This is a genomic window from Leptolyngbya sp. GGD (assembly GCF_026735145.1).
GTDB lineage: Bacteria > Cyanobacteriota > Cyanobacteriia > Leptolyngbyales > Leptolyngbyaceae > Leptolyngbya > Leptolyngbya boryana.
In genome coordinates this window covers 811,591-826,135 of the sequence record NZ_JAPQKE010000002.1, presented here as the reverse complement: position 1 = coordinate 826,135, position 14,545 = coordinate 811,591, and the positions used below count along the sequence as shown (strand labels likewise).

Below are 14,545 nucleotides of genomic sequence, written 5' to 3'. Positions count from 1 at the left end.
TTGTAGAAGAATGCAAACTAGACGATTTCAACGCTTCATTGGAAGCATCTCCCAATTTTTATCTATTTTCCGCTATTGTGGGCGAGCGATCGCACTCGTTTGGACAACGAATCGCCGTTTAACGATCGGACTCGCCTTGTTTACTCTAGTCGGTGGGCTTGTGCCTGCGGTGGTGGCATATGTAGGCAAATTGATTGTTGATGCCGTTGTTTTAGCCTCTCAGACTAGACTGGAAAGCGATCGTATGGCAGCGATCGGCTATCTCGGATTTGAAGCGGTTATGGTTGCGATTCAATCGGGTAGTAAACAAGGCTTAGTGCTTTCTCAGTCGTTGCTCAGAGTCTTACTTGGGCAGAAAGTCAATGAACTAATTCTCGGCAAGGCACTCACACTGAATCTGGCACATTTTGAAGATTCTGAATTTTATGACAAGATGACGCGCGCTCGGCGGGAAGCTTCGACTCGCCCCTTGAGCTTAGTCGGTCGAACATTTGGATTAGTCCAGGATTCGCTGACCTTGATTACCTATGGCGGGCTGTTGATTCAATTCTCGGCTTGGGCAGTTGTGATGTTGATGATTGCAGCTGTTCCAGCTTTTGTGGCAGAAACCCGCTTTGCCGGAGAAGCATTCCGATTGTTCCGCTGGAGAACTCCAGAGACGCGAGAACAGAACTATCTAGAATGGTTGATCGGCAATGAGTCCCCGGCAATGGAGATTCGGCTGTATCAGTTAGGAGGCATGTTGCTCGATCGCTATCGGGCGATCTTTCATCGGCTGTATGCTGAGGATCGAGATTTAACGATTCGGCGCGGACTTTGGAGCTATGGACTGGGTTTAGTCAGTTCGGCTGCATTTTATGGGGCGTATGTCTGGATTGTTTGGGAAACGATCGCAGGTCAGATCTCGTTGGGTGAGCTAACGATGTATCTTGTCGTTTTCCGACAAGGACAGAGTGCATTTGCCTCGATTCTCAGTTCAATTGGTGGAATGTATGAGGATTCGCTGTATTTGTCGAATCTGTATGAGTTTCTCGGTCAGGAAATTCCGCGATCGCTCGGCAGTGCCACTCGCGGAAGTTTGCCGGGTGATGGCTTACGATTTGAGCATGTGACGTTCTACTATCCCGAAGCTGATAAGCCTGCACTAAAAGACGTTTCATTCCATTTACAGCCCGGAGAAAAGTTAGCAATTGTCGGCGAAAATGGCTCTGGAAAAACCACGCTGATCAAATTACTGACGCGATTGTATACGCCAACTGAAGGTCGGATTTTACTTGATGGGCTAGATTTACAAGCTTGGGATCTCGAAGCCCTGCAACGTCGAATTGGGGTGATCTTCCAGAATTTCATGAAATATCAATTCAGCGTTGGCGAAAATATTGGCGTAGGCGATGTGCTGAATTTAGACGATCGCGATCGCTGGCAAGTCGCTTCTGATAAAGGCAATGCGATTTCATTTATTAAAGATCTGCCGGAATCCTTTGATACTCGATTGGGTCGATGGTTCAAAACAGGACGAGAACTATCGGGTGGACAATGGCAGCGGATTGCATTGTCACGGGCATTTATGCGATCGAGTGCTGATTTGCTCGTTCTCGATGAGCCAACTTCCGCAATGGATGCCGAATCAGAGGTGCAAATCTTCGATCGGTTTCGAGAAATGACTCCCGATCAAATGGCAATCTTGATCTCGCACCGATTTTCAACGGTTCGCATGGCGGATCGAATTCTCGTCATGTCTGCTGGAACAGTGCTGGAACAAGGAAGCCATGAACAGTTGATTGAATTAGGCGGACGATATGCCCATCTGTTTGCAATTCAGGCAGCGGGGTATCAATAGGACGATTCCCCATTTCCCAAAATGAACAACTACCGATACAACCAAACCCGCAACAAAGAAAGCAACTGTTCAGTATCAACAGGCTTAGTAATATAGTCTGATGCTCCTGCTTCGATGCATTTTTCTCGATCGCCCTGCATTGCTTTTGCGGTTAACGCAATAATTGGCAGCGATCGAAACTCTGATTGCTCTCGAATCACGCGAGTCGTCTCGTATCCGTCCATTTCTGGCATCATGATGTCCATGAGCACAATATCAATTTCTGGATTCGCTTGCAGAGTCTCAACACCTTCGCGTCCGTTTTCAGCATACAGAACTTCCATTTGATGCTGTTCGAGCAGACTGGTGAGCGCGAAAATATTGCGTACATCGTCATCGACAATCAAAATTTTCTTACCCCCTAAGACCGGATCGGCTTGATATAGCTCTTCGAGGATCTGACGCTTCGGCTTAGGTAAGTTCGCTTGAACTCGGTGTAAGAACAATGCCGTCTCATCGAGTAGCCGTTCTGGCGATCGCACATCTTTGATAATAATCGTTTCAGCTAGGCGTTTGAGTTGAGTTTCCTGCTGGCGAGACAGTTCTTTTCCGGTGTAGACGATGATGGGAATTTTAGACAAAGCTTCGTCATGCTTGATCTGCTCAATCAAATCAAACCCGCTCATATCCGGCAAGCCCAAATCCATCACAATACAGTCAATTTGCTGCGCCTGTAATATGGCGAGAGCTTCTTGAGCGGTGGATGCAGCAATACTTTTGACATCTCCATTCCCAATCAGATCCATGATGCTTTGGGCTTGAACTTGATCATCTTCAATCACGAGCAAATTCTTGACGCGCCGCTCAATAAACACTTGAATCTCGTTAAACAGGGTGTCTAACTCTTCAGAGGACACAGGCTTTTGTAAGTAAGCGATCGCGCCGAGCTGTAGGCCTCGTTGTCGCTGATCATCACTCGATAAAATGTGAACCGGAATATGGCGTAGTTCTGGCTCATGTTTTAAGCGATCGAGGACTGTCCAGCCATCTAAATCAGGGAGATGTAAATCGAGCAGAATGGCATGAGGTTTGAATTGCTGTGCGAGTACAAGTCCTGGCTGGCTTCTCAAAGCACAGAGCACTTTGAAACCCTGCTGCCTAGCCATGTCGATTAGAATTTTGGCAAAGTTTGCATCGTCTTCGATGATTAAGAGAATGCGATCGTTGGGATGAATGACCGCACGATCGTCTTCTATCTCAGCATACGGAGCGGGTGTAGCAAGGGGGACAGGCTTGGGAGTCGGCAATGTAATCGGCTGAGGCTCTTGATTGAATGAGCAAGGCAGAGTCAAGGTAAAAGTACTGCCCTGCCCCAATTGGCTGCTGAGATGAATTGAGCCACCTAAGCGATGTGCGAGTTCCCGACTGATGGAAAGCCCTAAACCTGTCCCGCCATATTTTCGGCTAGTTGTGCCATCAACTTGCTGAAAGGCTTCAAAAATAAGCTGTTGCTTCTCAGGGGGAATTCCAATCCCGGTATCCCTGACCGCAAAGAAGACCTGAGAATTTGGCGTGAGTCCGATTTGGACTTTCACGCTGCCTTGTTCAGTGAATTTAAAGGCATTTGCGAGCAGATTTTTGAGAATTTGCTGAAGGCGTTTACTATCGGTGTGGATCACTTCTGGATTTTGTAGCTCGATCGCAAAATCTAAGCCTTTACTGGTCGCAATTTGCCGAAATGAGCGATCGAGTGTTGCCTGAATCTCAGCTAAGTTTACAGGTTCAACTTCGAGCGCAACGGTACCCGATTCGATCTTAGCAAGATCCAAAATATCATTAATCAGTGTGAGTAAGTCATTCCCCGCAGCATAGATGGTACGGCTATATTCAACTTGTCGATCGGTTAAATTTTGGTCTGCATTGTCACTCAGAATCTTCGCCAAAATCAGCAAACTATTGAGCGGGGTTCTCAACTCATGCGACATATTGGCGAGAAACTCAGACTTGTATTTCGAGGAAATTTCTAACTGCTCTGCTTTTTCTTGCAGTGCTAGTAGGGCTTGATCGATTTCGCCGTTTTTCTGCTCGACTTGACGCTTTTGGACTGCCAGTAATTCTGCTTTTTCTTCTAGTTCTTCATTGAGCTGCTGTAATTCTTCATTCGAGACTTTGAGTTCTTCTCGTTGCTCTTGCAGTTTCAGTTCTGACTCTTCTAAAGCCGTTGCTTGCTCTTGCAGAATTTCATTACTATGTTGAAGCTCTTGCTGTCGAACTCTGAGTTCTTCGGCTAATGCTTGCGACTCAATCAGCAAGCGCTGCGTTTGTGCATCTGCTTCGATCGCTCTCAACACGACACCAATCGTCTGGGTCAATCGATCGAGTAAGGTGAGATGTAGCTCACTAAATTCGTGAATGGAAGCAAGTTCAAGCACGGATACGACCTGCTGCTCAAATAAGATGGGCAAGACAATCAGATTCGTTGGAGTGCTTTCTCCTAATCCCGACCGAATCTGAATATAATCGCTCGGCACTTGAGTGAGTAAGATTCGCTGTTTTTCTAGCGCACATTGCCCAACGAGCCCTTCTCCCAAATGAAACTGATTAGAAAGATGCTTGCGGTCGTGATAAGCATAGCTACTGAGCAATCTCAGAACATGGTGTTCTGAATCCATGACATAAAATGCGCCCTGCTGAGCCTCAACTAAGGGAGCAATGTAAGAGAGCATCATTCGCGAAACGGTTTCTAAGTCTCGCTCGCCTTGAATCAAATGCCCAAATTCTGCCAGATTCGACTGTAGCCAGGTTTGGCGATCGCTCTTTTCCAAGCTCGCTTTCAGATTTTCTACCATCTGATTAAACGTCCGGATTAAAACCCCAACTTCATCCGCTCGCGGTAATGGGTGCAATTGAATCGATAAATCTCCATCTGCAATTTTCTCTGCTGTACGGGAAACGTGCGTCAGCGGTTTGGAGATATTGCGGTTGAGTAAAAAGCCCAGAACACCTAGTAGTGCAAATCCAAGCGGAATTCCATATGCAATGCTATTCAATGTATTTTGTCCAGCAAGATTTGCGGCTGTCGATCGGCGATCGAGCAAAACTTGCTCCCGCTTTTTCATGTCTGTAATCACAGTCTGAATCTGTTGCATTACAGGAATCGCACTTGGAACTACGTCAGGTCGTAAGGCTGTCTCCAGCCCTTGGCTTCTTCGGATTTCAATTCGCTTTTCCATGATCGCTAAGCGACGCTCAATCAGCGGCTCCAATCGATCGAGGCTCTGCTGATGAGCGGGATTATCTGAGGACAGTTGGCGAAGCGATTCGATGCGATTCTCGATCGTTGAACGAGCCAGATTGTAGGGTTCTAGGGATTCCTGTTCAGGTCTGAGCAAATATCCTCGGACTGCGCTTTCTGCATCTTTGACCAAGGAAAAAACTTCATCTAAGGCGGTCAAAACTCGATAGGTCTTCGTCACTGATTCTGAAGTGTCAATCAGTTGTCGGGTTCCACTATATGAGACAATGCCGATCGCTGCAAAAATTGCTAGCCCAATCCCAAATGTCGCGCCGATCTTTGTCCCAATTCTCAAACGGTTCAACATTGCAATTGTTTCCGAGCAAGCTGGTTAATTGTCAAGTATGACTCAAGTTGATGCATCTAGCCTGGGATAGAGAAATTTCAAAAGTTGGGATTGTGTCGCAAAAATGGTAGTTTTCACTAAAAAATCGGTACAACTATCACTCGTGCTTTGAATTCAATCATAGAAATTTTAGCTTCAATGGGGGCATATTGAGCTTAATCCCCATACGAGAGAAAAAACATGCTGAGATTGCTGATTTTCCTTGGACTCTTCGGCAGTTGGTTAACGTTCGTAACTCAGGCCAAAGCCCAGCAAATTATACCGGATAACACACTGGGTAGCAAGGTGGATCGATCAGGCAACGCTTTTACCATAACCAACGGCAGCGCAGCAGGCAGCAATCTCTTCCACAGCTTCCGCGAGTTTTCAATTCCCACAGGTGGCTCTGCAACTTTCGACCTAATGAATACGCCTAACATTTCTACCATCTTCAGTCGCGTGACTGGGGGAAGTGTCTCAAATATTGATGGCGTGATTCGCACCATCAACAACAGCAATGCTGTGAATTTATTTCTGATTAATCCTGCCGGAATTCTCTTTGGTTCTAACGCTTCCCTGAATATCAGTGGCTCTTTTACTGCGACGACAGCGGATAGCATCTTCTTTGCAGATGGGATGAAGTTCCACGTGACTAATCCAACAGAGCCGCCTTTACTTACGATCAGCGTGCCAGTTGGATTGCAATTAGGAGCTAATGCCGGATTGATTCAAGTGCAAGGACAACCTCAGAATCCAGCGTCAGGCTTACAGGTTCAGACTGGACGAACTCTTGCCCTAGCAGGGAGTCAAATCGACCTGACGGGTGCGACATTAAAAGCTCCAGATGGACAAGTTGAACTGTGGGCAGCACAAAATGCTCAAATTGCTATGAACAAGCAACCCTGGCAACTGAACAGTTCTACAGCAGAGGCGAACTGGGGCAATATTTCGTTGCGGCAAAGTTCACGCATTGATGCAGGAGGAGTAAATGGTGGAGCAATCCATGTTCGAGGTCGGGGATTGACCTTACAGGATGGGTCGAATATGAGTTCCACAACCTCGGCTGGACAAGGTAAGGGCATCACGATTCAGACGACAGAATTTGTTGACCTTCTAGGGATGTCTTCTCCTGGACAACTTCTTTTATCAGGCATCAACACCTCGGTGGGCAATCAATTTAGCTTTTTGGCACCACCAGGACCACCCATGACTGGTCGAGCAGGCGATATCAAGATCGACACCCTACGCTTACGCTTAGCCAATGGTGCTTGGCTTCAGTCCTCGACTTCTGGTAATAACTCTAGAACGGGAGATATTTCAATTCATGCTACTGATGTCGATTTAGTGGGATATGAAACAGCTTTTTCGTTAAGTATCGTTAATTCAATTGGCACATTGATTACGGCTAGAAACAATAATCAGAGTGGACGAGTTTCAGTGGATGCCCAACGAGTTCGCGTGCTTGATGGGAGTCGCATCAGTAGCAGTTTGTTGGGCGGGAATGGCACTGCAGGAGAAGTCTCAATTCGGGCTGCGGAGAGCCTTGAAATTCGAGGGATAAACCCGAATGGCGGAATTACTAGTGCTGTACTCGCTTCGATCGAAGCAGGAGCAAGAGGACAAAGTGGGCAGATTACGATCGAGACAGGAAGTTTGATCCTAGCCAATGGTGGATCGATTACTAGTGAATTGGCAGGAGCGAGTAACACATTCTTTGGACCAAGACCGGGGGCACAAGGCACAGCAGGCAGTATTACGATTCGAGCCAAGGATGTGCAGGTTAGCGATGTCAAGATTGATGGCTTTAGTAGAAGTTTGACTGGTATTACAGCGTCGCTAGGCAATGGTGCGGTGGGATCAGGTGGAACTATCAACCTCACTGCAGACAACTTGCGAGTCCTCAATGGCGGACAAATCACTAGTGCAGCAGAAGGGCAAGGAGCTGCGGGCAGCATTATCCTCCAAGCGAAAAACATTGATGTTCAAGGGGTCTCTCAACCTTTATCTGATGGGCGTATCTTACTGAGTACAATTTCTTCTGCAGCGGCTGGTTCCTCTGCTGCTGGTTCAGTCAATCTCCAAGCAGACATAATCCGAGTAGACGGTGCAGAACTATCGGTCAGCAATCGCGGCACAGGAGATGCAGGTAACCTGAATCTCAGTGCAGGTAGTATTCTGCTCAAAAATGGGGCAAATCTTCAGGCAGAAGTGAACGGGGGAAATCAAGGGAATATTCAACTTCAGGCAAGAGAATTACTCTTGCTCAGACAGAATAGTAAGATCATTACGAGTGCGACAGGGCTTTCTACAGGCGGCAATATTGCCATCAATGCCCCAAATATTTTGGGTCTGGGCAATAGTGACATCGTGGCAAACGCTGAGCAAGGACGTGGCGGAAATATTCAAATCACAACTCAGAACATTCTTGGACTGCAATATCGCGATCGCTTAACGCCGGAGAACGACATTACTGCAAGCTCGAAATTTGGCATCAATGGCACGGTTCAAGTCAACAATGCGGGGGTTGATCCGAATTCTGGGCTGATTCAACTGTCTACGGATATCCTCGATCCAACTCAGCAAATCACAGCAACCTGTGCTGCTAATCAAGGCAGCAGCTTCGTCGTCACCGGACGGGGTGGAGTTCCAATCAATCCGATGCAAGATACAAGGCACGATCGCACTTGGAATGATGTCCGCGATTTGTCTCATTTTCCAAGACTGGCAATCAACGCGAAGCACAACGCTGAGGCAATGCTTCAACCAATCGCATTGATGGAAGCCACAACTTGGTATCGCAATCTCAAAACTGGAAAGGTCGAAATAGTCGCAACCCAACCTGCAAAGATCTCTTCAACGGCGACTTGTGCTGCAACTCCCTAACAATATTGAGTGCGATCTCGAAGTTGCGATCGCACTAAGGAATAAGCCACCCAACCGAAATTGGAGTTTGGAAAACTCTAATTTCTCACATTAAGATTCGCCTTCTGGCACAAATTCTAGCGCGACACCGTTCATGCAGTAGCGCTGTCCAGTCGGGCGCGGCCCATCTTCAAATACATGTCCTAAATGTCCGCCACATTTTGCACAATGTACCTCAACACGGGTCATAAATAGCGATCGATCAATACTCACCTCGATCGCGTTCTCGAGCGGTGCATAAAAGCTAGGCCAGCCTGTCCCGCTATTAAATTTGGTTTCAGACGAAAATAGCGGCGTGCCACAGCCCGCGCACTTAAATGTTCCTTTGCCGTATTCCTTATCTAAAGGACTGGTTCCGGCTCGTTCTGTACCATGCTTTCTCAACACCCGAAACTGCTCTGGAGTCAGAGAAGCCTTCCATTCTTCTTCCGTTTTGTTGATCTCAAATGAGTTGTTTTGAGTGTTCACAATGCTGTCTCAATTCACGTGTCTTTTCTTCTGTAAGTCTAGCAAATCTGGTTCCTCTGCATGAAACCTGGACAGGACGGATGCCCGCCCTATCAGCGAGAAACATCGAGCTAGGCTGTTGGAGGAACTGGAAAAGGCTCGCCTGTCTGTAAGATGAAATTGTGTCCTCGGTTGCAGTAATTATTAATACATTTTTTCTGTCTTAATCCTGGAAATAATGTAAGGCGGATTTCTCTACGATTTATTGCTGGATATGCCAAAGCGTCGCGATTTTTTGTTAGGTAGTGCTGCAACTGCAACTGCTGTATCGATGTTTCCTCACGTGAATGCTCAATCTTCTAAACGCCCTGAAATCAACGCTCTACAACAGGGCTATGTGGGTCAGTATCAAGGCGGTGTTTATCTGCTTCCAGCAAATTCTGAAACGGTGCAATGGGGTTGGTTTAACAATGCAGAACCGCCTCGTGCCCGCATCAAATCCGGGGATACGGTGGTGATGGAGACGATGATGGCATCGTTGAATCAGATTTTGCCAGGAAGCTCGATCGAAGCGATTACCAAACTTCGGGTCGATTTTCCGGGTCGAGGCCCTCACTCGGTTACGGGGCCGATTTTCGTTGAAGGTGCAATGCCGGGCGATGTTTTGAAGATTAAAATCAACCGCATTGTTCCTCGCAGCTACGGGGCAAATTGGAACTTACCGGGCAATTTAAAACTCGGTCAATTTCCAGATAAGTTTACTCAAGCTCAAGTCAAACATTTCTATCTCGATTTGGGTCGTGGAATGACTGAATTCCTTCCAGGTATTGAACTTCCAGTCCGCCCATTTCCTGGAATTATTGGCGTGGCACGGGCTGAGAGTGGTCAATATAGTACGGTTCCACCAGGTGCTTATGGAGGAAATTTGGACTGTCGAGAGCTTGTGCAAGGCACGACGATTTATCTGCCTGTATTTGTCGATGGCGCATTGTTATGGTCGGGCGATTCTCACGCAGCGCAAGGCAATGGAGAGATTAATTTAACGGCGATCGAGACGGCTTTTAGTGAATTGAATATCACGGTTGAAGTGATGAAAAAAATGCCGTTGAGTTTTCCTCGCATTGAGACACCGACGCATTGGATCACAATGGGCTATGATCGCGATTTAAACAAAGCGATCGACAAACTCGAAGAAGAAACCGTGAAATTTGTTTCTGAGTGGAAGCGCTTAAGCAGCAAGGAAGCCCGACAGTACATGCAAGATTATGGCATGTGCCATGTTGCTGAAGTGGTGAATCAGGTGAAAGGAACTTACTGTATGCTGCCCAAGCAGCCCACTCCGAAGGTTGCGCCTGCTGCGGTCAAAGATACTCGCGATAGCTATGTGACGACAGCGACGAATGCGGATGCAATGGCGGCGATGAATAGTTCAGCCATGCAAATGATTGAACGAATTGCAGATCTGAAAAAACTGTCTTTAATTGATAGCTATGCCTTGGCAAGCTTAGCAATGGATACGCGAATCGGACGACTTGAACCGGGTGCAAGAACGATTCATAATTTGCTTCCACGCTCGCTGTGGGTGAAGAAGGCAAAGAGTTGATTTTCTGCGAATTGAGCCGCTGGCTTGCCGCTAAATCTAGAACAATCAACGCTTAAGAGGGTGTTTTTATACGTTTAAAACGCCCTCTGAGCAGCTCATGGCAATCAAACCACAAAAATGATGGCGAGAGCAAGCTCTGGTGACGGCTTTGTAGCGTTATTTGCCTACGGCTGATTTTCTATGTTTCACAATGTTAGAGCTACCACAAGCCGGACATAATACGGATTCTAAAACTATAAGTTCACCCATAGCGTTTTGAGATTCTATATTTACATCGGGTGAGCTACTTAATAGGTTTTTGATTGAGGGGGATTTGAATTAAAAATTCCGTACCTTCTCCCGGTTGAGAGCGGCACTCCAAAATCCCTTGATGCCGCTCAACGACTACTTGATAGCTGATAGCCAGCCCCATGCCAGTGCCAACACCAACAGGCTTCGTAGTAAAAAACGGATCAAAGATTTGTTGTGTTATGTCTGCTGTGATCCCCGGACCATTATCCGTAATCCGAATACTGATATATTGATCATCTGTAATATCTGTAGAAATCTTAATGGTTGGAATAGCCTGGTTTTGATTTTCTTCTAGTAATGCATCAATTGCATTATTTAAAATATTCATAAATACTTGGTTAAGCTGACCTGCATAGCACTCCACAAGGGGCAGGTTTCCATAATCTTTAATCACTTCAATATTAGAAGCTTGTGAATTAGAAACTTGTGAGTTCGCTTTTAGCCGATGCTCCAAAAGTGTCAACGTGCTATCAAGCCCTTGATGAATATCTACTTCCTTCAAGCCTGCTTCGTCTAAACGCGAGAAAACACGCAAGGATAAAACAATTTCTCGGATGCGTTCTATTCCCACTTTCATAGAAGCCAATAACTTCGGAAAGTCATTCAATATGAATTCCAAATCGGCTTCTTCGCTTTTGGCTTGAATTTCGCTATCAGATGTTGGAAACTTTCGTTGATAAAGTTGTAAGAGTTCAATTAGTTCTTGAGCATACTGATGAGTATGACGGAGATTGCCGTAAATGAAGCTAATTGGGTTATTGATTTCATGGGCAATTCCAGCAACAAGTCGCCCCAAACTCGACATTTTTTCAGCTTGAACTAGCTGCGTTTGAGTGTGTCTTAGATCGAGTAAAGCTTCTTTTAATTTTGCCTCTGTTTGCCGTCGTTCTTCAATCTCATTGATCAATGATTTCTGTGTATTTTTAAGCTTCAATTGAATATTGATGCGGGCTAAAACCTCTTCGATTTCTATTGGTTTTGTGATGTAGTCAACTGCTCCCATCCGTAATCCTGCAAGCTTGTTTACAGAATCTGAAAGGGCTGTCATAAAAATAACAGGAATATTTTTGGTGTTCTCATCCGCTTTGAGGCAGCGGCAAGTTTCAAACCCATCAATTCCAGGCATCATCACATCCAGTAGAATCAAATCTGGCTGGATGAAAGGTAGCTTCTCAAGGGCGATTTCACCACTTTTAGCTACAGAAACATCGAATCCTACATTATTGAGAACATCCAGCAAGATTTTGATGTTGTTGGGAGTATCATCGACGATCAATATGGAATTTGAAGCTGTCATATTCATGGTTCTAAACTGTTATGGATCAGAGTGGGCTGCATCAATTGAGCGATCGCATCAATCTCAAATTCATCTACGAGGGCTAAAACTTTACTGGCAAAAGCACTATATTGAGGATTTATTTGCTGCAATCGTTGAGCCTCTGCTTGAATCGTGACGACCCGACATCGTTTCACAGCTTCATAAAGGTCTTCGAGTTCGGCAGCAGGTGGAATGATCAGTTCTGTTTCAGCGGGTTGAGCTGCTATCTCAGAAATTTGATCAGCGGGTTGATAAATCCATTGCAGATGGAGCAGTTGTTGCAGTTGCCTGAGTAATTCATCAGCTTGTACAGGCTTGGGTAGGAAATTATCACAGCCTGCATCGATCGCTTCCTGACGATCAAAATCAAAAACACTGGCAGATGATGCAATGACGATGGTATTTTGCAATTCAGCAGACTGGCGGAGGCATTTCACCATAGTCCATCCGTCCATAATGGGCATCGCTAAATCTGAAATGATTAAATCAGGGTGAATTTGAGTAGCGATCGCCAAACCCTCCTCGCCATGATTTGCCTCAAAAACTTCAAATCCAATTGGCTCCAACAAATGTCGGATGACTGAGCGATTCTCCCAGCGATCATCTACGACTAATATCTTCTGTGTCTTTCCTTCAAATCCCTTAATCTCTCCAAACTGTGTTGTTCTAGACGTATTTCTCCATTCCAGCGCTTCGGGTAACACGACCTCAAACCAGAAAGTGCTGCCTTTTCCAGGCTCGCTCTGCACTTCGATCGTGCTTTCCATCAGAGTTACGATTTTTTTGCTAATCGCTAATCCCAGCCCTGTTCCTTCACTTTGCTTCGCAGAACTGCCAACCTGCTCAAACGGCAAAAAGATCTTTTCTAACTGCTCAGGAGACATTCCTACCCCGGTATCTTTGACCTGGAAGCGAATTTTGAGTCGTTTGCGAGGGTGATCTTCAGCTTCCTGCCAAATCGCTGAATTGATCCCATGCTCAACTTGGACGGTAAAGCTAACCTCCCCTTGGTCTGTGAATTTAATTGCGTTGCTCAACAAATTAATCAAAACCTGACGTAACCGTTTCTCATCCGCATGAATTCCATTAGGGAGATGAATGTCAGGTTGATAGGAAAACGTAATCCCTTTTTGCTCTGCCTTGATCCGACAAATCTCAATCACCCCTTCCAAAAAAGATGGAAAATGCAAATCTTTTGGGAAAAGCTCCATTTTTCTGGCTTCGATTTTGGAGAGATCAAGAATATCGTTGATTAACACCAATAAATAGGAACCACACTGGTAAATGGTTTCAATCGCTTTGTGATCTGTATGATTTGAATGTTTAGCCCGGAGAATTTGAGCGTAGCCCAGAATACCGTTAAGCGGGGTACGCAACTCATGGCTCATATTGGCCAAAAACTCGCTCTTAGCCTGATTCGCGCGATCGGCAAGGAGTTTGGCCTCCCTTAACTCCATCGTTCTTTCTTCGACTCGAAGTTCTAGATCATCGTTGGCTTGCTGTAATTGAATATTAGCTCTGCGGTTTTCTGCGAGTACAGCACACAAAACCAAGGTTGTGACGGAAAGAACACAGATAAAAGATTGTAGAAGACTCAGGGATTGTGTAACAGATTCTCTAGCAAAAGAGCCAAATCCACGAGCAGTTCCAAACGTTGAAATAACAGAAACGACGAGTACTAAAAGAGTTGCTTCCCGTGGTTCAAACCGAAAGGCTGCCCAAATTAGAAGAGGAATCATCATATATTCGATTGGATAGCCTCCCCAAAATGCAACTCGACTCACAGCAATGGAGAGCAGTAACAGGAAGGTAAATTCAATCAGCTTTTGTTTTTGGTTACGAGTGACTCTAGTTACTGTTGCGGCATAAGCTCCCTTAAAACTTCCCCACGATTTGAAAGAATAGAACCAGGACAAGCCAACTGGAGCAATAATCAACATCCCAGCGAATACAGCCATGTACCAGGTTCGCCAAGTAAACAGAAAATCTGTCCACGGTGTGATTCCGTAAAAACATAATGCTCCCGTAGCAATGGTGGAACTTAGGACTGGGTTCACCATCAACAGCAACACAAATCGGAAAATGTCGTGCGATCGCTCCAGAGGATTTTCGCGTCTGATAAACTTGCGAATCAAAAATGCCGTCACCAAGGCATCAGAGAGGTCGCCTGTGGCAGTGATCGCACTCAGCAGCGGATTATCAGGATAGAAAAGTAAACAATTGCAAAGCCAGTCTATCAGTAACAAGGCAGGCCAAATCCGATAACCCAGCAGTAAAACTGCAATCAGAAAAACACCAGAAGACGGCCAGAGTGCTGTGTATGCCCCTTGGTAGGACAACGCTCCACCCAATTTAACCAGACCGTAGTGAATTGGGCCGAGAGCCAGGGCTACAAGAAAAACAGTCCAGTTCAAAACAGGTAGAAACTTTCTTCGTGGAACACTCTGTTGCATAACTCTCTTGTGGGTAGGGTCTTCTGGTCGCCAAGCAGGACCCTGTACTACAAGAGGCAACGAAAAATCTAT

The 14,545-nt window shown here is 45.9% G+C and carries 7 protein-coding genes; 3 read left to right on the top strand and 4 right to left on the bottom strand.

The window, feature by feature from the left end; all coding sequences use genetic code 11:
- The first annotated feature begins 10 nt into the window (after positions 1-10).
- On the top strand, positions 11-1,840 hold the full coding sequence (locus OU814_RS12705; RefSeq protein ID WP_017286320.1) for an ABC transporter ATP-binding protein: 1,830 nt from the start codon (positions 11-13) through the stop codon (positions 1,838-1,840).
- A gap of 29 nt (positions 1,841-1,869) precedes the next feature.
- Here the strand turns inward: OU814_RS12705 and OU814_RS12700 are convergent, their stop codons facing one another.
- Complete coding sequence (locus OU814_RS12700; protein WP_268183287.1) at positions 1,870-5,421, bottom strand: response regulator; 3,552 nt, start codon at positions 5,419-5,421, stop codon at positions 1,870-1,872.
- A gap of 219 nt (positions 5,422-5,640) precedes the next feature.
- On the opposite strand from OU814_RS12700, the gene OU814_RS12695 reads away from it, so the two are divergent.
- Positions 5,641-8,322, top strand: a complete 2,682-nt coding sequence (locus OU814_RS12695) for a beta strand repeat-containing protein (RefSeq protein WP_268183285.1) — start codon at positions 5,641-5,643, stop codon at positions 8,320-8,322.
- A 90-nt stretch (positions 8,323-8,412) separates the two neighbouring features.
- Here OU814_RS12695 and msrB read toward each other — a convergent pair whose 3' ends face one another.
- Positions 8,413-8,829, bottom strand: coding sequence for a peptide-methionine (R)-S-oxide reductase MsrB (msrB, locus tag OU814_RS12690; protein WP_017286317.1), 417 nt, complete (start codon positions 8,827-8,829; stop codon positions 8,413-8,415).
- Positions 8,830-9,082: 253 nt separating this feature from the next.
- Here msrB and OU814_RS12685 point away from each other — a divergent pair, with 253 nt between their 5' ends.
- Entirely contained in the window at positions 9,083-10,411 is a 1,329-nt protein-coding gene (locus tag OU814_RS12685; RefSeq protein ID WP_268183282.1) for an acetamidase/formamidase family protein, read from the top strand.
- A gap of 283 nt (positions 10,412-10,694) precedes the next feature.
- Here OU814_RS12685 and OU814_RS12680 read toward each other — a convergent pair whose 3' ends face one another.
- Together OU814_RS12680 and OU814_RS12675 are read right to left on the bottom strand one after the other, a co-directional pair.
- Positions 10,695-12,005, bottom strand: coding sequence for a sensor histidine kinase (locus OU814_RS12680; RefSeq protein ID WP_268183279.1), 1,311 nt, complete (start codon positions 12,003-12,005; stop codon positions 10,695-10,697).
- A complete protein-coding gene (locus tag OU814_RS12675; protein WP_268183277.1) occupies positions 12,002-14,473 on the bottom strand; it encodes an MASE1 domain-containing protein in 2,472 nt (823 codons plus the stop codon). The genes OU814_RS12680 and OU814_RS12675 overlap by 4 nt, the downstream gene beginning before the upstream one ends.
- Positions 14,474-14,545 lie beyond the last annotated feature (72 nt).

Excerpts from the sequence above, each read along its gene's own strand:
- OU814_RS12705 (WP_017286320.1), top strand. The coding sequence starts at position 11 with ATGCAAACTAGACGATTTCAACGCTTCATTGGAAGCATCTCCCAATTT.
- OU814_RS12700 (WP_268183287.1), bottom strand. The coding sequence starts at position 5,421 with ATGTTGAACCGTTTGAGAATTGGGACAAAGATCGGCGCGACATTTGGG.
- OU814_RS12695 (WP_268183285.1), top strand. The coding sequence starts at position 5,641 with ATGCTGAGATTGCTGATTTTCCTTGGACTCTTCGGCAGTTGGTTAACG.
- OU814_RS12685 (WP_268183282.1), top strand. The coding sequence starts at position 9,083 with ATGCCAAAGCGTCGCGATTTTTTGTTAGGTAGTGCTGCAACTGCAACT.
- OU814_RS12680 (WP_268183279.1), bottom strand. The coding sequence starts at position 12,005 with ATGAATATGACAGCTTCAAATTCCATATTGATCGTCGATGATACTCCC.
- OU814_RS12675 (WP_268183277.1), bottom strand. The coding sequence starts at position 14,473 with ATGCAACAGAGTGTTCCACGAAGAAAGTTTCTACCTGTTTTGAACTGG.